Here is a 16,840-nt window from a genome sequence, read left to right as displayed (position 1 = left end):
TTGTCGGCCGGTGTCCACGGTGAAGATCGTCCGACCTGTCGGCCGGAGCCGTTGTCGGGTTCTGCTGCGCCGACCGTTGTGCCGCTCTCGCGATCCGTGACCGGGCCGGTACGCCGGGAGAGCGCGGGGAGGATGCGGGGATGCAGGAGCTGGGGCGGATCACGGCTCGCCGGTGTGAACTGGACGCGTTCGCCGAGGAGGTGGCCAAGCAGCTGCAGGAGGTCCAGGCCGAGCGGGAGGAATTGGTGATCGCCGAGCGGGTCCTGTACCGGCTGGCTGAGCAGGACCGGGCCGCGACGGAGGCCGCCGCGGCCGTCGCCCCGGCTCCCGTCCGGGTGGCGGGGCGGGCGGTGCTGCTGATCCCGCACCGCAGCAAGATTCCCGACGAGGCCGCCCCGCCCGGCGACTACCGCAAGATCCTGGCGATCGTCCGGGCTGCCGACGGCCCGGGGCAGGCCAGGGGCGTCGGCGAAGAGCTGGGCCTGGAGGTGACGGCGCGCGGCAAGCTGGAACCGCTGCGCGCGAAGTTGACGAAACTCGCCGACCGCGGCTGGCTGCACAAACGACCCGACGGCAGGTTCACCGCCAGCCTGTAGCCGCGCGAGATGGGCACGAAAGCTGCGTAACCAGCGTGCCCATGGCGGCAGTTGAGTTTGGTGTGAAGAAAAACAACCACACCGTCGAGGGCCCTGACGGCCTTGTCTACACCGCCCGCCTGCCGCTGTCGAGCGCCACTGGTCGACCGCGAACCGGATCTCATCCCGGAGTCCACCTCGGGCTGGCCGCTTCAGGCGTGGCGCACCGAGATCGCCGACGCTCTGGAGCAGGGCCGCTGCCTCATCGAACCCGACGGCTGGCGCGACGAGGACAACTGGCCCGCGTTGACCGTGTGCGGAGGGCTGACGTGGGTGGCCCCTGGGGAGGAGCCTCGGTCTCCCGAGGGCCGAACCCTTCTGGACGGTCCTCGTTAACGCCGGGTGGTCCGGCAGGAGCAGTGTCCTGCCGGACCACCCGGCTCCTTACGGCTTGGGGACCGTGCAGGCCACCGTCGTCTTGGAGGCGTCACAGTGCCCGAACTGCGGGAAGCTCACCCAGTAGGGGTCCTTGTCCAGCAGCCGGTACTCACCGGAAAACCCGGAGCTGAACGCGCCACCCAAGTCCTGGCGGACGTCAGCCCTCAAGGTTCCGGCAGAGAAGGGCGTCCGGGGTCTTTCCCTTGGCCCCGGCGCCGGTGAAGGCGATACCCGCCACATACTCATCGGTACGACACTGGCCCTTGAAGTTGCCCAGGGCGAATTCGCCGCCCGGTTCCCCGGCAGGCCGGTTGTCTCCACGGTCGAACCAGACGGTGCGACCGCTCATCCCGAGTGCGCGGCCTGCGGGAGTGCATAGCACCGCCGACACCTCCTGGCCCCGCACGCTGTACCCGGAGATCAACTGGTCCGCTCCGCACTGGTACTTGGTGTATCCGCCGGCCCAGTCGCCCTGCTGGACATTGCGTTCGTCGCGCACCACGGTGGACTGCGCCCCGGCAGGGACGGTCAGGGGAGCTCCGGCGTCGGTGCACAGCCCCCGGCCACCCCTGTGGGCCAGACCGGCGAGACGCTGGCCGTCGGGGCACACTCCCTTACGGGCTCCCCCATCCCAGTCTCCCCGGGCCCGTGTCCGGAGTGACTGGACCGCGTCTGCGTGATCGAGGTTGAGCATGTCCCACGTATCAGCGACCGCGACCGGACCGCTCTTCTGCGGTGCGCCGACGAGGCGGCTCCAGTAGGCCGCGCGCCAGTCACTGCCGTCGAGAATCCCCGACCGGCGACCCTGCGCGTCGTAGTTCAGGATCGACCAGGTTCCGTGTCCGGTCCATCCGACCAGTGGCCAGTAGGCGAAGTCGGCGTCCCGGTCGATCAAATAGTCCACGAAGTTGCCGAACCATGCGCGGGCCTGCGGATTCGTCTCGTCACTGCCGATTCCGAACTCGCTGATCCACACCGGCGCGGTGAAGTGACGGCCGGTCTCACCGGCGACGAAGAACGCCTGGCGGTCCAACGTCGCGAACAGTTCTTCGCGGGACAACTCCTGATAACGCGGATCGTGGGTCTCGCCAAGCCCGGTGGCGCCGGTGTGGTTCGGACCCGTATACCCGTAGAAATGCGCCGAGTACACCAGCTTGTTCGAAGCCACCAGGGTGTGCGACACGGTACGCACCGGCTCCAGCGTGGGGCGCCAATGAGAGAACCCGTCGAGGGGGACGCCCTGCCAGTTGATACCTTCGACGATCACCAGAAGGTCGGGGTTGGCCTCGGTCAGGAGCCGGTCACCGAGGTGTTGGGAAGCGGTCCACCAGTCGTGGTCGTCGCCCCAGTTCCAGTTGGCGTCGTCGGTGACGGTACGGCGGACCTCGTTGTAGAGGTCGGCTCCGACGACGCGCTTGTTGTCCTTGTAGCGGCGGGCGAGGGTGATCCAGTCGTTCTCCCACTGCGCGGTGGACTGACTCGTGTTCCAGCGCTCGTTGCCGTCCAGGCCGCAGCAGAAGCGCGAGGTGTTGGTGTGGTTGTTGAGGATCACCGCGAAGCCCTCCGCCGTCGTGGCGGCGATGACGGCGTCGAAGACCTGGAGCGGGGCCTTACCCCGCAGCTGCGGATTGGCGGCGACCGAGGCGTCGGAGACCGGCCTCTGATCGTGCAGCATCTCGTTCGAGAACGGCAAACGGATGCTGTTGATGCCCAACTCGCGGAAATCGGCGAGGATCGACTGGATCGGCGCGCGATCCAGTCCGAGCGGCATCTGGTCGGCCTTCTCGCCGTCATGATGATTCGCCGGGTCGTTGATGTCTCCGGACCCGTTCCAGGACCCTTGTGCGCCATGCCAGTTCGCGGACTTGAGCTTGAAGCGGTTGCCGGAGGCGTCGACGACGTACCGGCCACGGGTGCTCAGGGGCGCGGTCCACGCATCGGCCGGGCTGTCCGCGTCGTCCGCGGCCGGTATCCGGGTCGTGGGCAGCGCGCCCGTGGAAGCAGCCGCCGCTGCAGCTCCGAGCGCTCCGAGGAGCAACGCCCCCGACAGCAATGCCGAGAACAGGGTTCGTCTCACTGTGTCCTCCAGAGGACAGGGAACAGATAGGGGGTGGCGCTGTCCGTAAGCTGCCGGATCGATGCCTTGCACCAGGGGCACCATGACGAGACAGATCAAGGGCTGCCCAGCATGCAGGCCGGCCCCGAAGTCGTACACGATGACGCTGAAACGCTCAGAGATCGGTGGAGGCTCTATACGGTGGCTGCAGCCACCGGTTGGGGCTGGTGTTGAGCGTAGTAGCTGGCCTCGTGTTCGTGGGGCAGGATGGCCCCGATCGCGGCATGGAGGCGTTGGTTGTTGAACCGGCCGACCCAGTCCGCGGTCGCCGGTTCGACATCGGCGAGGCCGCACCAAGGGTGGTGATGCTTGGTCAACTCCGTTTCGTAGAGGCCGATCCGGGACTCCATGAGTGCGTTGTCCGGGGCGTCGCCGACGGTTCTGATCGAGGCGTCGATGCCGGCCTCGAGGAGGTGGGCGGTGAACGCGAAAGGGTGTACCCCCCGCGTCCGAGTGATGCACCAGCCCCGTCCCGGGAAGGATGCCCGCGCGGTCGCGGCGCCATAAGACCATGTCGAGGGCGTCGAGGGCGAGCTCGGCCCGCTTGCTCGTGGCTGCTGACCAGCCGACGATCGTCCGGGAGAACACGTCCACGACGAACGCGATGCAGACGATCCCGGACCAGGTGGCGACGTAGGTGAAGTCGGCCATCCATCGCTTGTTCGGGCGGGACGTAGTGAAGTCGCGTTGCAGCAGGTCAGCAGTCCTTTCATGATTGCCGTCGCGCATGGTGCGGATCTTCCTCCCGCGTCGGGCGCCCTGGAGGCCGAGAGCTCGCATCAGTCTGGCGACGGTGCAGCGGGCAACCGGTATGCCCCACGGTGCAGCTGCCGCCAGACCTTCCGCACTTTCGTAGACGCTGAAGGTGTCGGCGTGGACGCGGCTGATCTGTGTCTTCAGCTTCGCGTCACAGACCGCCCGCAGGCTTGGGGCCCCGCTTCCCGGCGGCGTAGTAGGTGCTCGTCGCGACCTTCAGTCCGTGACTGGTCAGGACACGGCAGATCGGCTCGACTCCGAACGCCTGCCGGTGCTCGTCGATGAATGCCACGAGCGCTTCGACGGCCGGTCGAACTCGGCCGCGAAGAAGGCCGACGTCGCCTTGAGGATCTCGTCCGACCGTCGCAGCTCGGCGTTCTCGGCCTTCAGCCGCTTGATCTCAGCGGCCTCCTCCGAGGCCACGCCCCGCCGCCGGCCGGCGTCGATCTGGGCCTTGCGGACCCACGTCCGCATCGTCTCGGCGGCGCCGATGCCCAGATTCTCGGCGACCGCCTTCAACGCGGCCCGCTCAGTTGGGTAGTCGGGGCGGATCTCCGCGACGATGCGCATCGCACGCTCACGAAGCCAGGCGGGGTAGGGGGGACGGGCCATGACTCGATCCTCTCGGGGATTCGCCCCTCCAACAGACCCGGAGCGCTTCACCGGCGGATACTGCGGATTCCTGTCGGTGGTCGTGCAGCGGATCGGGGACGTGGTGCAGTGGTCGCACTGGCCGGTCCGCAACGCAGAGGTCCGACCGCCGGAGTTTCACTTCGACGTGGCCCCGTACGACGCCGAACTGGCTCGCGCTGAGGCAGGGTGGCAGATGTCCGCGTAGCCCGGCAGGGTGCGGCCAGCCCGCTTGGCTGACCGGCCAACGCGGTTCCCTCCTGATCGCAGACCGTCGGCCGGCTCGCCAACCGCAACTCGCGATGTCGGTGTGGACGGCGAAACGCCTTCTCTCCGGCCCGGGCTGACGACCCGGCGCCTTCGAAGTGAAGTGCCACAGGACGCCAGCGCTCGGCTCTCGTCGAAGCGGAGCCCATGCCGGCGAGCCGCCCTCCCGCGCCGGGGCCAGCCAGCCGGCTCGCCGGACAACAGTTACGCCGAACCTCTTGCCGGGTCGGCCTGATCTCCCTAATGTGAACCTTCAAATCCCTGAAAACGCATGACAGTTGGCTCCGTTAGGGAAAATTTTGAACGATCAAATTCGTGCGCGGGTAACTGAAGCCGCCACCCCCGCGGCCCCCGGTCCGGCCCCCGCCCGTGGTCCGATGGTGGGCTACCTCGACTACGCCAGGGTCGGCCCGCTCTCCCGCCCGGCCGCAGCCGCGCTCGCCGCCACGACCGCGCTCGCCACTCGCGTCGACCCCGCCGATCTCGACCGGCTGTTCGCCCTCAGCGACGCCGCCCGGAACTCGGCGGCCCGGCTGCTCGACGCCCGTCCGCACGAGATCGCCCTCGCCCCGTCCACCAGTAATGGCCTGTTTACCGTGGCCGCCGCACTCCACGGCCCCGGTACCGTCCTGGTGCCCTGCGGCGAGTTCCCCGCCAACCTCTACCCCTGGCTCCGCTTCGCCGACCGCGGCGGCCCCGCCGTCCGCCTCGTCGACCCGGCCGGGCAGCGACACATCACCCCCGACCTCCTGCGCCGTCACCTCACTCCCGACGTCACCGCCCTCACCGTCAGCGCCGTCGACTCGCTCACCGGCCACCTGGCACCGCTCGCCGCCCTCAAGGAGGTCCTCGGGCCCGGCCGGCTGTTGATCGTCGACGCCATCCAGGGCCTGGGCGCCGTCCCACTCGAAGCGGACGCCGCCGACATCCTCGTCAGCGGCGGCCAGAAGTGGCTACGGGCCGGCTGGGGAGCCGCACTGCTGCTGATCCGCGACCGGTGCGCCGAGCACCTGACTCCCGGGCTCGGCGGCTGGGCCGGCGTCGCGGAGCCCTTCGCGCCGCGGCATCCGGCGCCGCCGCTGCCCGGGGCCGCTGCCCACCTCGCCACCAACCCGGACTTCCCGGCCGCCGCGGCCATCGGCGCAGCCATCGACGATCTGTTCGACCAGGGCGGCCCAGCCGCCGTCGGCGCCCGTATCCGCGCCACCCTCGCCGACCTGCTCGACCGCGCACGGCGGGCCGGCGCCGACGTACTGCTGGACGGACTCGGCCCCCACGAGCGCGCCGGCATCGGCACCTTCCGCCTGCCCGGGCACAGCCCCGCCACCGTCCACCGCACCCTCGAAGCGGCCGGCCTGATCACCACCCGCCGCGACGAGTGGATCCGACTGTCGCCCCACGCCTCCACCCCGGGGGCCGCGGCGGACCGTCTCGCCGAGGCACTACACACCCTCACTCACCGCACACCCCACCCCCAGGAGTCGACATGTCCCACCAACTGAGCCGCCGCCGGCTGCTCCAGCTCGTCACCACCTCCGCCGCCGGACTCGGCCTGGCCGGCTGCGGCGGCAGCGGATCGGGCGGCGTCGCCGCCGGGGGCGACGGCGACAGCGGTCAGATCACCGTCTGGAGCTGGACCACCGCCGCCGAGGCCCTGCGCGGCGTCGTCCCCTCTTTCGAGCGGGACAACCCCGACATCAAGGTCGACATCCAGGACGTTGGCAACCCGGCCATCTGGGACAAGATCACCGTCGGCCTCGCCTCGGGCGGCAAGGGCCTCGCCGACGTCCTGCACATCGGTGTCGACTACCTGCCCGGCTACCTGGAGAAGTTCCCCTACGGCCTCGCCGACCTGTCCAAGCTCGGCGCCGACCAGTACAAGGACGCCTTCGCCCAGGGCCTGTGGCCGACCGTCATAGGCAAGGACAAGGCCGCCCACGCCCTCCCGTGGGAGGTCAACCCGCTCGGGCTGTTCTACCGGCAGGACTACTTCGAGAAGGCCGGTGTCGACCCCGCCGGCATCAGCAGCTGGGACGACCTGATCGCCGCCGGACCGAAGATCCTCTCCGCGACCGGCGCCCAACTGCTCGGGCTCGACAAGCCCGGCACCACCCAGGACATGGACTTCTTCCAGAACCTGATGCAGCTCCAAGGCGCCTTCTACTTCGACCACGATGGCAAGGTCACGCTCGCCTCCCCGGCCGCCGTCCAGGCCCTCACCGTCATCAAGCGGCTCAACGACGGCGGCCTGCTCGCCGACACTGCCGGCCAGGGCACCTGGAAGCGCCTGGTCGGCGAGGGGAAGCTCGCCACCGTCCCGTACCCCGCCTGGGCAGTCGAGTACCTGGCCACCAAGTTCCCCGGCCAGAGCGGCAAGTGGCGCGTCATGCAGCCGCCCGCCGCCGTTCCCGGGGGCGGGCGCAGCACCATCGTCAACTCCACCTACCTGGCCGTCTCCGCCTCCAGCAAGCGCCGCCGGGCCGCCTGGCGATTCATCGAGTACGCGCTCACCAGGCCCGCCGAGATCAACAGGATGTTCACCTCCGGCGGCGTCTTCCCCGCCCTCGGCGCGGCGTACACCGATCCGAGGTTCAGCGCACCCCACCCCTTCTACGGCGGCCAGCGTGTGCTGAAGTCCTTCGTCGACTCGCTCGGCTCCGGATCCGACGCCACCAACTTCACCGGCGACTACACACGCGCCCTCAAGCTCGCCAGCGACGCCCAGAGCCAGGTGCTGCTCAAGGACGCCGACCCGGCCGACGCCCTCAAGGACGCCGCCAAACAGCTCGCCCAGCAGACCGGTCGGCAGCAGGCGGCCTGACCACCATGTCCCTCGCCCCGCCCGAACGCGCTCCCGCCACCGCCACCCCGGCCGGCCGCGGCACCCCCACGCGCACCGGTCTCACCCGCCCGGGCCGACGCCGGCTGCTGACCCGCGACTCCGTCCCCTACCTGCTGATCATGCCCGCCGTCCTGGGCTTCGCGATCTTCAAGGCGTACCCCATCGCCGACTCGCTCTGGATCAGCCTCACCACCGGCAACGGCGACGACCGGCGCTTCACCGGACTCGCCAACTACCAGCGCCTGCTGGACGACCCGCTGTTCTGGACCGCGCTGAAGAACACCGCGCTGATCCTGGTCGTCCAGGTACCGCTGATGCTCGGCCTCGCCCTGCTCGTCGCCCTCGGCCTCAACTCCACCAAGGTCTGGCTGCGCCCGCTCTGGCGACTCGGCGTCTTCGTCCCCTCGCTGACCGGCCTGGTCGCCGCCGGCGTGATGTTCTCCGTGATCCTCAACCGCGACGCCGGACTGCTGAACTGGGTCCTCTCCTTGTTCGGCATCGACCGGGTGAACTGGCTCGGCAGCCCCTTCTGGGCCCGTGTGGGCGTCGTCCTCGTCCTCACCTGGCACTACACCGGCTACAACGCGGTGATGTACCTCGCCGCCCTGCAGGGCATTCCCACCGAGCTGTACGAGGCCGCGATGGTCGACGGCGCCGGCCCGATCCGCCGCTTCGCCTCCATCACCCTTCCCCAGCTGCGGCCGATCCTGCTCCTCACCGTGGTGCTCTCCACCATCGGCACCCTGCAGCTCTTCGACGAGCCGTACGTCCTCACCGGCGGCGGCCCCGACAACGCCACCTTGACGGTCACCATGTACCTCTACAACAACGGCTTCAAGTACTTCGACTTCGGCTACGCCTCGGCCATCGCCTACGCGCTCGCGCTGATCGTGTCCGCGCTCGGCATCCTGCAGGTCCGCCTGATGGGAGAGCGCCGGTGAAGCCCCGCAGCCCCCTGCTCACCCTGCTGCTCGCTGGCGCCTTCGGGCTCTGCGTCGGCCCGTTCTACTGGCTCGCCATCGCCGCCACCCAGGACGACAAGGACGTGTTCTCCTGGCCGCCGAAGCTGCTGCCGGGCGGCCACCTCACGGACAACCTCCGCGGGCTCGAGGAGTCCATCGGACTCACCCGCGTCCTGCTCAACACCGTGCTGGTGGCGGGCGTCCAGACGGTCGGCGCGGTCGCCGTCTCGGTCCTGGCCGGTTACGCCTTCGCCAAGTTCGACTTCCGCGGGCGCAACCTGTTCTTCGTCCTGCTGCTCAGCACCCTGGTCATCCCCGACACGGTGATGCTGATCCCGATCTTCCAGATGATGATGGAACTGGGCCTGATCGACTCCTACCAGTCCGTCATCCTGCCCGGCCTGGTCACCCCGTTCGGCATCTTCCTGATGCGCCAGGCACTGCGCTCCATGCCCGACGAACTCCTGGACGCGGCCCGTGTCGACGGCGCCGGCGAACTGCGGGTGCTGTGGCGGATCGTCATCCCGGTCAACCGGCCGGTCATCGCGGCGCTCGCGCTGTTCGTCTTCCTCGGCGGCTGGAACCAGTTCGTCTGGCCGCTGATCGCGCTGCGCAGCCCCGAGATGTACACGCTGCCCGTGGCCACCGCCACCCTGCAAGGGCTGTCGACCACCGACTACGCGCAGGTCCTTCTCGCCGGCGCCATCGCCGCCATCCCCGTGATGGCCCTCTTCCTCGTCCTGCAACGCCAGTTCATCTCCGGCCTGCTGGCCGGGGCCACCAAGGAGTGACCACCGTGACCACCGAACCACGTCCCGTCGGCGTGCGCGCCGAGAGCCCGCAGGCGCCAACCGAGCCGGACACCGCCCCGCAGCTGCCCGCCCCGGCCCGGCGCCCGAACCCGCCGGCCGGGGCCACCCCCGACGCCGTCGGCCACCGGCAGCTCGCCACCGGCCTGCTCCACTCCACCGGCGCCCCGTTCACCGTCCACCTCACCGGACTCGGCTGCGACCGGCTGGAGGCCGCCGTCAGCCCGGTCGGCGACGGCGTGGCCCTGATCGAGGTCACGGCGGCGGCCGCGGCCACCGTCCGCGCCGAATGGCGGGTCCCCTGCGTCGGGGCCACCGCCTACTGGACCCCGGACACCAACGCCTCCCGCTGGCTGCCGCCGTCCTGGATTGCCCCCCGGACCGTCTCGCTCGCCCTGGGCGCCCCCGTCGCCAGCCTGGTCGGCACCGACGACCGCGCCCTGTGCACCGCCGCCGCCGGCGAGACCTCCGCACCCGTGCGCGTCGGCGCCGGCGTGGCGGAGGAGAGCGGTGAGTTCGCCTTCTCCGTCGAACAGGACCTCACCCCGGACGGGCCGCCGCTGCGGTTGCGGATCGACCTCAGCGGCCGCCACTTTGCCGCCACCCTGCAAGCCGTCACCGCCTGGTGGGGCGAGGGCCTGCACCACCCCGGCATCGCCCCCGCCGCCCGGATGCCCGCCTACTCCACCTGGTACAGCCTCCACCAGAACGTCGACACCGACGCCGTCGAACGCCAGGCTGCCCTGGCCGCGGCCGTCGGCTGCGAGAGCATCATCGTCGACGACGGCTGGCAGACCACCGACCGCGCCCGCGGCTACGGCCACTGCGGCGACTGGGAACCCAACCCGGCGGCCTTCCCCGACCCTGAGGCCCACGTCGCCGAGGTCCACCGGCTCGGCCTCGCCTACCTCCTGTGGTACGCACTGCCGTTCATCGGCCGGCACAACGACGCCTGGGACCGCTTCAAGGGCATGACCCTGCGCGAGGAGCCCCACCTGGACGCGGCTGTGCTCGACCCCCGCCACCCCGAGGTCCGCGCCTACCTGGTCGAGAAGGTCTCCCACGCCGTCGAGCGGTGGGACATGGACGGTCTGAAGCTCGACTTCATCGACCGCTTCGCCGTCACCGACCCCCCGCCCGCCCCGGCCGGCGCCGACCGCACCGCCGTCCACGAGGGCGTGCTCCAGCTGCTCGCCGACCTCGACGCCCGCCTGCGCCGCACCCGGCCGAACGTGATCGTCGAGCTCCGCCAGCCGTACGTCAGCCCCGGGCTGTGGCCGTACGCCACCATGGTCCGCGCCACCGACTGCCCGCTCAGCCCCGCCGAGAACCGCCAGCGCACCGTCGACTGCCGGCTCACCGCGGGCCCGCTCGCCGTCCATGCCGACATGATCATGTGGAACTCCGCCGAGACGCCCGAGTCCGTCGCCGTCCACCTCGTCAACGCTCTGTTCTCGGTGCCGCAAATCTCCGTCGACCTCGCCGCCCAGAGCCCCGGCCAGCTCGCCACCCTGCGCTTCTGGCTCGGCGTCTTCCGCCGGTACGCCGACGTCCTCCAACTCGGCGTCCTGGAACCCGTGCGACCGGACCTCGGCTACCCCATGGTCCGCGCCCGCGACCACCACACCACCGTGGTCGCACGCTACGCGCCGCTGCCCGTCGCCCTCCCGGACCGGCACGCCGCGGACGGCCCACAGACCATGCTCGTCGCCAACGCGGACGGCGACCCCGTGGTGCTCCTGACCGCCACCCGACCTGAACAGGCCCTCGCCCGCGTCCAGGACTGCCGTGGTGAGATCCTGTCCGATACCGTGCTCGACCTCCTCGCCGGGGTGAACCCGGTGACCGTGCCGACCGGTGGCCTGCTCACCCTGACCCGGGAGCACTGACAACCAGGGTTGGGGGCAGCCACCCGCCGCCCCCCAGCCCGCCGACCACCGCCCGCCGACCACCGACCACCGCCCACAGAGGAACGATGACTGCCCGACAGGTGACCATCGAGGACGTCGCACGCGCGGCCGGAGTCTCCCGCCAGACCGTCTCGAACGCCCTCAACGCACCCCACCGGCTGCGCGCCACCACCCTCGCCCGGGTCACCGCCGCCATCAGCGAACTCGGTTACCAGCCCGACCAGTCCGCCCGCAGCCTGCGCACCGGCACCCGCAAGGTCATCGGCTATCCCGCCCCCGCCGACAACCCCGCCGACCCCAACCCCCTGATGGGGGGCTTCCTCCAGGCACTGGTGACCGCCGCCGACGCCGTCGGCCACCGCATTCTGGTGTTCCGCTCCGACCCCCAGCAGGGCGCCGGAGCGGTCGCCAAGTCCTTCAACGGCGTGATCGCGGCCCGCCAGGTCGACGGGTTCGTCCTCTCCGACGTCGTCCACGACGACCCCCGCGTCGACGTGCTCACCGAGGCCGGCTTCCCGTTCGCCGTCTTCGGCCGCACCGCCCCCGGCCGCCCGCAGAACTGGGTGGACATCGACTCCACCGCCGTCACTGCCGCACTGGTCAAACTCCTGCTCGACCAGGGCCACCGCAGGATCTGCTACCTCAACTCCGCCGCGTCCCTGCCCTGGCTCGCCGACCGCAGGGCCGGCTTCCTGCAGGCCGCGGCCGCCGCCCCCGACGGCGCCTTCGAGGTCGGCGTCCCTCACGACGACCCGGCCGCGCTCTCCCACGCCGTCCAGCGCCTGCTCACCGGCCCCGACCGCCCGACCGCCCTGGTCTGCGCAAGCGACTGGCTCGCCCTGACCGCCTACCAGGCCGTACGCGCCGCAGGCCTAACCGTCGGCGGCGACGTCGCCGTCACCGGCTTCAACGACATCCCGCTCTGCACGCTGCTCCAGCCCGCCCTCACCAGCGTGCGCCTGCCCCTGGCCGCCATCGCCCACGTCCTCGTCGACCGGCTGATCAGCGCCGTCGAGGACCCCGCCGCCCCGGCGAGCGGGCTGCTGCTTCCCGTGGAGCCGGTCGTGCGCGGCAGCACGCCGGGGCGGTAGCGGTGAGCGCCGGCCGTCACGCCGGCCCGGCAGCCCGGCGGCCTTGCGCAGCAGGACCGACCGCTCGCGGAGGTTGCGGCACAGCCGGGCGGTGAGTTCCAGCTCGGCCCGTGCCTCGGCGGTTCGGCCGAGCCGGACGAGCAGCTCGCCGCGCACCGTCGGGAGCAGGTACGACCCAACAGCCGCCCGGAGACGGCCGGCGTGTCCACGATGCACAGGGCCTCCTGCGGTCCGTTCGCCATCGCGACGGCGAGGCGAGACGCGCGCACATGAGTGGCGCGGCAACTGACGCTCCGGTTCCCGTCCTCGATCAGATCCGTGCCTTTGGCATTCATTGGGTGGGGTGCGGAACCCCGGCGAGCTCTCGGGCGGCCAGCGTCAGCGCGTCTCCATCGCCCGAGCCCTCGCCACCGATCCCGGGTACCTGCTCTGCGACGAGATCACCTCGGCCCTCGACCCCGAGACCGCGGCCACCGTCATGGACCTCCTGGCCCGCCTGCGCACCGACCGCGGCCTGACCATCGTCATGGTCTCCCACGAACTCCACCTGATCGCCGCCTACACCGACACGGTGCACCTCCTGGACACCGGCCGACTCACGGCCGGCGGCCCCACCGCAACCCTCATGCCCAGCGCCTGATCGGCCGCACGGCAAGCTGACGCTAGGTGTCTGCTCAGGAGCGGAACACGGCGTGGAGTGTCACCAGTTCGACCGTCACGGCCGAGGCCACCACCCGGCCCCCGTAGCTCAGTGGATAGAGCAGGCGCCTTCTAAGCGCTTGGCCGCAGGTTCGAGTCCTGCCGGGGGCACACAGTCCGCACGACATCAGGCCCTCCCTCGGGAGGGCCTTTTTTGCAGGTCACAGCACGGTAGCGAGGGCGACGTAACGAACGCGTAAGCGCCGGACCGACCCCAGGTCACGGCAGGGACGGTCCGGCGCTGTCCGGCTGGCACCGGGTTTCTGCGGGTGGCTCTGTCGAATACGTGTCGAAGTTTTCCCGGTGGGCTCAGGGTCGAGGTGTCCCGCCACCGGGCCGGAGTGCGCACGGTGGAGGACTGTTCTAGCGTCGAACGGAGAAGGGGCGGTCCTGCCGAGCCGACGGGAGCGGGGGCCCAGGACCACACGTACACCGGCCGCATCCACTGCTCGGCGCCTTGAATCCGCAAATCCCCGACCAACCCTGGAGAGCAGGTGGCTCCCATGCGCACGTCGGCCCGTACAGCCGGAGTCCTCACCGGTCTGGCCCTCGCACTGGGCGGCGTTTTTGCCGCCCCCGCCGCCCACGCGGACATCCCAGCCTGCACGAACATGGTCCAGCAGACGGGCGTCGAAGTCTCGGACACCGTCAGAACGGCGTGCACCCAAGGTGTGCACGCCGACCTGCAAGGTTGCGTGAGTGCCCTGACCGGGGCCGGCGTGCCGGGCGGCGCCGCGAACGGTGCCTGCCGGATGGCAGCCAACCCGCCGTCGTGACCGCCTCCCTGCCGGCGTACGTCGCAGGGGAGGCGGATCTTCGTGGTCAATCAGCCGCGGGGCGGGCCGATCGCCTCACCAGGGCTGAGCCCCCTTTGAAGTTTCGCGCATGGCTCAGAGCTCGCCGCCATGCCGGGGAGATCTCCCCCAGCCTCAATCCGCTTCTGGTGATCCTTGAGCTGACCGGAAATGCAGCGGGCGTAGGTGGCGAGGAGGACGAAAACGCTGTTGCCCGCCCACTCAGCGACTCGTGCCGGCGGGACGCCCGCGTTTAGCCACGTCGTGAGGCAGGTGTGCCGAAGGTCGTACACGCGCTTGCCGAGCGGCGAGGCGAATTCCTCCGGGGGCAGGATCTCCAGGCCCCGCCGTACGCCAAGCTCGCCGGAATACCGAGCCGGAGAGGTGTCGCCGTTCTCCCCCGGGAAGAGGAGATCACCAGGCTTGGGCTGTGCGGTGTGGAACACCAGCTCGCCCCACTGGTCCTCCTCGTTCTCCGCAGGCAGCCGTGCATCGAGAACTCTCATGGCCACGGCCTCCTCGGGACGCGGCCCGGTGTAGTAAAGCGTCGCAAAGAAGGCGTGCAATCGCCGACCACCGCGAGGACGGTGCCAGATCCACCCCAGGAGGTTTGCCGCGTGGACAGGGTTGATCAGCGACCGTTTGTCTGCCGCCGACGACGTCTTGGGGGTGGTGCCTCGCCCTTTGGGCAGGGGGTTCGAGCGCAAGGTGCCGTGTTTCACGGCGTGTTCCATGGCAACGTTCAAGATCCTGCGATTGCGCTTGATCGAGGAGGCCGCCGCGGTCGAGCCATCGAGCTTGGTGGCAAGCGCGTGCAGCACGTCGTCCACCTTCTGTGCGTCCTCCCAGGCCGCCGTGGATTCGGTGTTGCGCTCCACCCACCGCAGGATCGTGGACACCTCGGGCGGGGCCTCCTTGCGGCGATTGGTATTGAAGGCGAACTCCCGCAGGGGGTCCGGACATCGATCGCCGCGAACCGGCTCGGGGCGCGCAACAGTGCGATCGTTGTTGTCATGAGCGCCTTGGCCACGTTCTTACGGTTGTTGCGGACGTCCGTCGCCGTTGAGCGTCTGTGAACTGAATCGCGAAGTCGTACCAGCTGACGGCGCCGGCACCGGACTGGTGGGAGATGGGCCGGCCAGTTTTGTGCCGCTTTTGCCCGTTGAACTCGTTCTCCCACGCCGAGGCGACCAGGCCCGTCAGCGCAACCGGAGTGCCCATGGCCAGGTCCTCGGAGACGCCCGGCTGAGGAATTCCCGCGCGCAGCCGGAACAGAATCCCGTTGATCACTCTGCGGTGACACTTCCACCGCCCGCCCCGTCCGGAATTCTTCGGCTGGTGCGGTTCCAACCGAGCCCACTCCGCCTCACTCAAGTCACCCCGCCCCACGCGGCTGAGAACGACCTACGACCTGGGCGGTCACCACCAACCCATCAGACACGCCCTAGCGTGCCCGGCGGGTCGGCACAGTCCCTGCGACTCTCCCGGCTACGCTCGCGCGGGAGCGCCCCGCGGCGCGTGGCTGCGGGGCGCCTTGTGGGATTTAGTCGATCTGCTCCCCGTCGTGCGTACCGCCCTTGCAGTAGTTGCCCGCCTCATTGATCGCGGGCGTTCCGCCGCCCTGCTTGCACTCAGAAGGGGTGACGTAGGATGGGGCACCCTGTGCGGTGGCGGCGGTGGCGGTGGCGGCGCCTGTGAGGCCGAGTCCGGCGAGGGCTGCCGTGGCGATGACGGCGGCGAGGATTCGTCGAATGCGCATTCGGTTCCCCTTTCACGGATTGCCCCGGTTGGGGCACTATTCAGCTTGATCTTCACCCGTGCGGGTGGCACGTCATGTTGCGCCATTCGGGTGACAGTACTGTCGGGTGCGGGGTCGGTGACGCGACCCGTCGGACAGGCCCTAAAGCGGGTGTCGCAGGTTCGAATCCTGCCGGGGGCACCAGGCAAAAAGGCCCGGACCGATCATGGTTTGGGCCCTTTTGACGGCACCGTTTGACGGCAGTCGCCTCCCAGGCGCCCGGAAGGCGACGCTTGAGCAGGCGGTCCATGTGGCTGATCGCCTCCCGCTGGGTGTCGTGGACGACGTGCGTATAGAGGTCCATCGTGATGCTGATCTGACTGTGTCCGAGGGTCTCCATGATGGCCCTCGGCGCGACACCGGCCGCCGTCAGCAGCGTGGCGCAGCCAGCCGGTACCTCTGTCTTCGCCCCGTCCAGCGTCGGAGGGGTTGCGGCGTCTGCCTGCCACGACTCGCGGGTCCGCTCGCCGTCACCCATTCTGAGTAATAGGGCGCCCCTGACATAAGCGCGGTCATCACATAAGCGCGGTCATCCCGAAGCGCCGAACCAGGAACACTAGAGGGGAGAAAGTCATGCGTATACGACGACTCCTAGGCCTCGCCCTCGCCACAGCAACCCTCGCCGGCGTGAGTGCCGTCGGCGCCGCCACCGCTCGGGCAGCGACGACGTATCCGGCGATCTCGGCCGAAGAGTGCACGGCCCAGGGCGGAACGGTCAACCAGGGCGGCCCCTACCGCGGCCCCACGTGCACCTTCCCCGACGGGCACTCGGAAAGCATTACCTGAGCGCGCCGGACCAGATGGGCGGGGCATGGTGGCCCTGACGTCATGGAGCATCGCCCCGCGTACAGATCCACCGGAGCTCTTTGCGCAGAGCGTCACGAGCGCGCACTACCCAACCTCCGGCGAGACAGCACCACTTGGACCTGGCCTCCTGCCGGTCCGCAAGCCCTCTGCAAGCTGCGGTGACGGCAATCTCTGACGGCAGCGTCTGCACACTGAAGGGCGCTGTCACGTTGGCTGACCGGATGGGATGATCTTCGGGTTGATCTGCTGGAGGGGGATCGTCCGTGGGGAGTGCGTCGCCGTCGTACAGGGGGCACCGGTACCCGGTCGAGGTGATCTCGCACTGTGTGTGGCTGTACTTCCGCTT

The 16,840-nt window shown here is 69.9% G+C and carries 17 protein-coding genes, 1 tRNA gene and 4 pseudogenes; 13 read left to right on the top strand and 9 right to left on the bottom strand.

Annotation, left to right across the window (positions count from 1 at the left end; translation table 11 throughout):
- Positions 1 to 140: 140 nt before the first annotated feature.
- Entirely contained in the window at positions 141 to 596 is a 456-nt protein-coding gene (locus tag ACGFU7_RS40535; RefSeq protein WP_393703019.1) for a hypothetical protein, read from the top strand.
- Between the two features lie 423 nt (positions 597 to 1,019).
- On the opposite strand, the gene ACGFU7_RS40530 is transcribed toward ACGFU7_RS40535, so the two are convergent.
- From ACGFU7_RS40530 to ACGFU7_RS40510, 5 genes and pseudogenes are all read right to left on the bottom strand, one after another.
- Positions 1,020 to 1,181 (bottom strand): hypothetical protein, encoded by a 162-nt coding sequence (locus ACGFU7_RS40530; protein ID WP_393703017.1) that lies wholly within the window; start codon positions 1,179 to 1,181, stop codon positions 1,020 to 1,022.
- Positions 1,171 to 3,090 carry a glycoside hydrolase family 5 protein gene (locus tag ACGFU7_RS40525; protein ID WP_393703054.1) on the bottom strand — a complete coding sequence of 640 codons (1,920 nt, stop codon included), beginning with the start codon at positions 3,088 to 3,090 and terminating at the stop codon, positions 1,171 to 1,173. Before ACGFU7_RS40525 ends, ACGFU7_RS40530 begins: the two co-directional genes overlap by 11 nt.
- 173 nt (positions 3,091 to 3,263) lie before the next feature.
- Positions 3,264 to 3,527, bottom strand: coding sequence for an integrase core domain-containing protein (locus ACGFU7_RS40520; protein ID WP_393703052.1), 264 nt, complete (start codon positions 3,525 to 3,527; stop codon positions 3,264 to 3,266).
- Between the two features lie 52 nt (positions 3,528 to 3,579).
- A pseudogene (locus ACGFU7_RS40515) lies at positions 3,580 to 3,858 on the bottom strand (DDE-type integrase/transposase/recombinase); the annotation flags it as partial.
- Positions 3,859 to 4,116: 258 nt separating this feature from the next.
- Positions 4,117 to 4,497 (bottom strand): hypothetical protein, encoded by a 381-nt coding sequence (locus ACGFU7_RS40510; RefSeq protein WP_393703016.1) that lies wholly within the window; start codon positions 4,495 to 4,497, stop codon positions 4,117 to 4,119.
- Here ACGFU7_RS40510 and ACGFU7_RS40505 point away from each other — a divergent pair.
- The 10 genes from ACGFU7_RS40505 (at position 4,496) to ACGFU7_RS40460 (ending at position 13,871) form a co-directional block, all read left to right on the top strand.
- Entirely contained in the window at positions 4,496 to 4,723 is a 228-nt protein-coding gene (locus tag ACGFU7_RS40505) for a hypothetical protein (protein ID WP_393703014.1), read from the top strand. The genes ACGFU7_RS40510 and ACGFU7_RS40505 overlap by 2 nt on opposite strands.
- 436 nt (positions 4,724 to 5,159) lie before the next feature.
- Positions 5,160 to 6,284, top strand: coding sequence for an aminotransferase class V-fold PLP-dependent enzyme (locus tag ACGFU7_RS40500; RefSeq protein WP_393703013.1), 1,125 nt, complete (start codon positions 5,160 to 5,162; stop codon positions 6,282 to 6,284).
- The gene (locus ACGFU7_RS40495; RefSeq protein ID WP_393703011.1) at positions 6,269 to 7,603 is read left to right on the top strand and encodes an ABC transporter substrate-binding protein; all 1,335 of its coding nucleotides are present in this window, start codon (positions 6,269 to 6,271) and stop codon (positions 7,601 to 7,603) included. The genes ACGFU7_RS40500 and ACGFU7_RS40495 overlap by 16 nt, the downstream gene beginning before the upstream one ends.
- Before the next feature lie 5 nt (positions 7,604 to 7,608).
- Positions 7,609 to 8,565, top strand: a complete 957-nt coding sequence (locus ACGFU7_RS40490; RefSeq protein ID WP_393703009.1) for a carbohydrate ABC transporter permease — start codon at positions 7,609 to 7,611, stop codon at positions 8,563 to 8,565.
- Positions 8,562 to 9,377: a carbohydrate ABC transporter permease gene (locus ACGFU7_RS40485; protein WP_393703007.1), complete on the top strand. Its 816-nt coding sequence runs from the start codon at positions 8,562 to 8,564 to the stop codon at positions 9,375 to 9,377. Before ACGFU7_RS40490 ends, ACGFU7_RS40485 begins: the two co-directional genes overlap by 4 nt.
- Before the next feature lie 5 nt (positions 9,378 to 9,382).
- On the top strand, positions 9,383 to 11,284 hold the full coding sequence (locus ACGFU7_RS40480; protein ID WP_393703005.1) for a glycoside hydrolase family 36 protein: 1,902 nt from the start codon (positions 9,383 to 9,385) through the stop codon (positions 11,282 to 11,284).
- Between the two features lie 86 nt (positions 11,285 to 11,370).
- A complete protein-coding gene (locus tag ACGFU7_RS40475) occupies positions 11,371 to 12,396 on the top strand; it encodes a LacI family DNA-binding transcriptional regulator (protein ID WP_393703003.1) in 1,026 nt (341 codons plus the stop codon).
- 343 nt (positions 12,397 to 12,739) lie between these two features.
- Positions 12,740 to 13,036 carry an ATP-binding cassette domain-containing protein gene (locus ACGFU7_RS40470; protein ID WP_393703001.1) on the top strand — a complete coding sequence of 99 codons (297 nt, stop codon included), beginning with the start codon at positions 12,740 to 12,742 and terminating at the stop codon, positions 13,034 to 13,036.
- A 97-nt stretch (positions 13,037 to 13,133) separates the two neighbouring features.
- A tRNA-Arg gene (locus ACGFU7_RS40465) sits at positions 13,134 to 13,206 on the top strand.
- A gap of 392 nt (positions 13,207 to 13,598) precedes the next feature.
- Positions 13,599 to 13,871: a hypothetical protein gene (locus tag ACGFU7_RS40460; protein WP_351268575.1), complete on the top strand. Its 273-nt coding sequence runs from the start codon at positions 13,599 to 13,601 to the stop codon at positions 13,869 to 13,871.
- A gap of 50 nt (positions 13,872 to 13,921) precedes the next feature.
- Here the strand turns inward: ACGFU7_RS40460 and ACGFU7_RS40455 are convergent, their stop codons facing one another.
- The 4 genes and pseudogenes from ACGFU7_RS40455 to ACGFU7_RS40440 form a co-directional block, all read right to left on the bottom strand.
- Positions 13,922 to 14,788: a hypothetical protein gene (locus ACGFU7_RS40455; protein WP_393703000.1), complete on the bottom strand. Its 867-nt coding sequence runs from the start codon at positions 14,786 to 14,788 to the stop codon at positions 13,922 to 13,924.
- Positions 14,789 to 15,137: 349 nt separating this feature from the next.
- Positions 15,138 to 15,278, bottom strand: a pseudogene (locus ACGFU7_RS40450) (transposase); the annotation flags it as partial.
- A gap of 154 nt (positions 15,279 to 15,432) precedes the next feature.
- Positions 15,433 to 15,648, bottom strand: coding sequence for a hypothetical protein (locus ACGFU7_RS40445; protein ID WP_393702998.1), 216 nt, complete (start codon positions 15,646 to 15,648; stop codon positions 15,433 to 15,435).
- Positions 15,649 to 15,907: 259 nt separating this feature from the next.
- A pseudogene (locus tag ACGFU7_RS40440) lies at positions 15,908 to 16,075 on the bottom strand (site-specific integrase); the annotation flags it as partial.
- Between the two features lie 185 nt (positions 16,076 to 16,260).
- Here ACGFU7_RS40440 and ACGFU7_RS40435 point away from each other — a divergent pair.
- Together ACGFU7_RS40435 and ACGFU7_RS40430 are read left to right on the top strand one after the other, a co-directional pair.
- Complete coding sequence (locus ACGFU7_RS40435) at positions 16,261 to 16,473, top strand: hypothetical protein (RefSeq protein ID WP_393702997.1); 213 nt, start codon at positions 16,261 to 16,263, stop codon at positions 16,471 to 16,473.
- A gap of 284 nt (positions 16,474 to 16,757) precedes the next feature.
- Positions 16,758 to 16,840: pseudogene (locus ACGFU7_RS40430) on the top strand (IS6 family transposase); the annotation flags it as partial.

This window comes from Streptomyces sp. NPDC048473 (assembly GCF_043200155.1).
Taxonomy (GTDB): domain Bacteria; phylum Actinomycetota; class Actinomycetes; order Streptomycetales; family Streptomycetaceae; genus Streptomyces.
The sequence above is the reverse complement of the archived record's forward strand: the minus strand, read 5'-3'. Positions and strand labels throughout refer to the sequence as shown.

Coding starts and splice junctions, on each gene's coding strand:
- ACGFU7_RS40535 (WP_393703019.1), top strand. CDS start 141: ATGCAGGAGCTGGGGCGGATCACGGCTCGCCGGTGTGAACTGGACGCG.
- ACGFU7_RS40505 (WP_393703014.1), top strand. CDS start 4,496: ATGACTCGATCCTCTCGGGGATTCGCCCCTCCAACAGACCCGGAGCGC.
- ACGFU7_RS40510 (WP_393703016.1), bottom strand. CDS start 4,497: ATGGCCCGTCCCCCCTACCCCGCCTGGCTTCGTGAGCGTGCGATGCGC.
- ACGFU7_RS40500 (WP_393703013.1), top strand. CDS start 5,160: ATGGTGGGCTACCTCGACTACGCCAGGGTCGGCCCGCTCTCCCGCCCG.
- ACGFU7_RS40495 (WP_393703011.1), top strand. CDS start 6,269: ATGTCCCACCAACTGAGCCGCCGCCGGCTGCTCCAGCTCGTCACCACC.
- ACGFU7_RS40490 (WP_393703009.1), top strand. CDS start 7,609: ATGTCCCTCGCCCCGCCCGAACGCGCTCCCGCCACCGCCACCCCGGCC.
- ACGFU7_RS40475 (WP_393703003.1), top strand. CDS start 11,371: ATGACTGCCCGACAGGTGACCATCGAGGACGTCGCACGCGCGGCCGGA.
- ACGFU7_RS40460 (WP_351268575.1), top strand. CDS start 13,599: ATGCGCACGTCGGCCCGTACAGCCGGAGTCCTCACCGGTCTGGCCCTC.
- ACGFU7_RS40445 (WP_393702998.1), bottom strand. CDS start 15,648: ATGCGCATTCGACGAATCCTCGCCGCCGTCATCGCCACGGCAGCCCTC.
- ACGFU7_RS40435 (WP_393702997.1), top strand. CDS start 16,261: ATGCGTATACGACGACTCCTAGGCCTCGCCCTCGCCACAGCAACCCTC.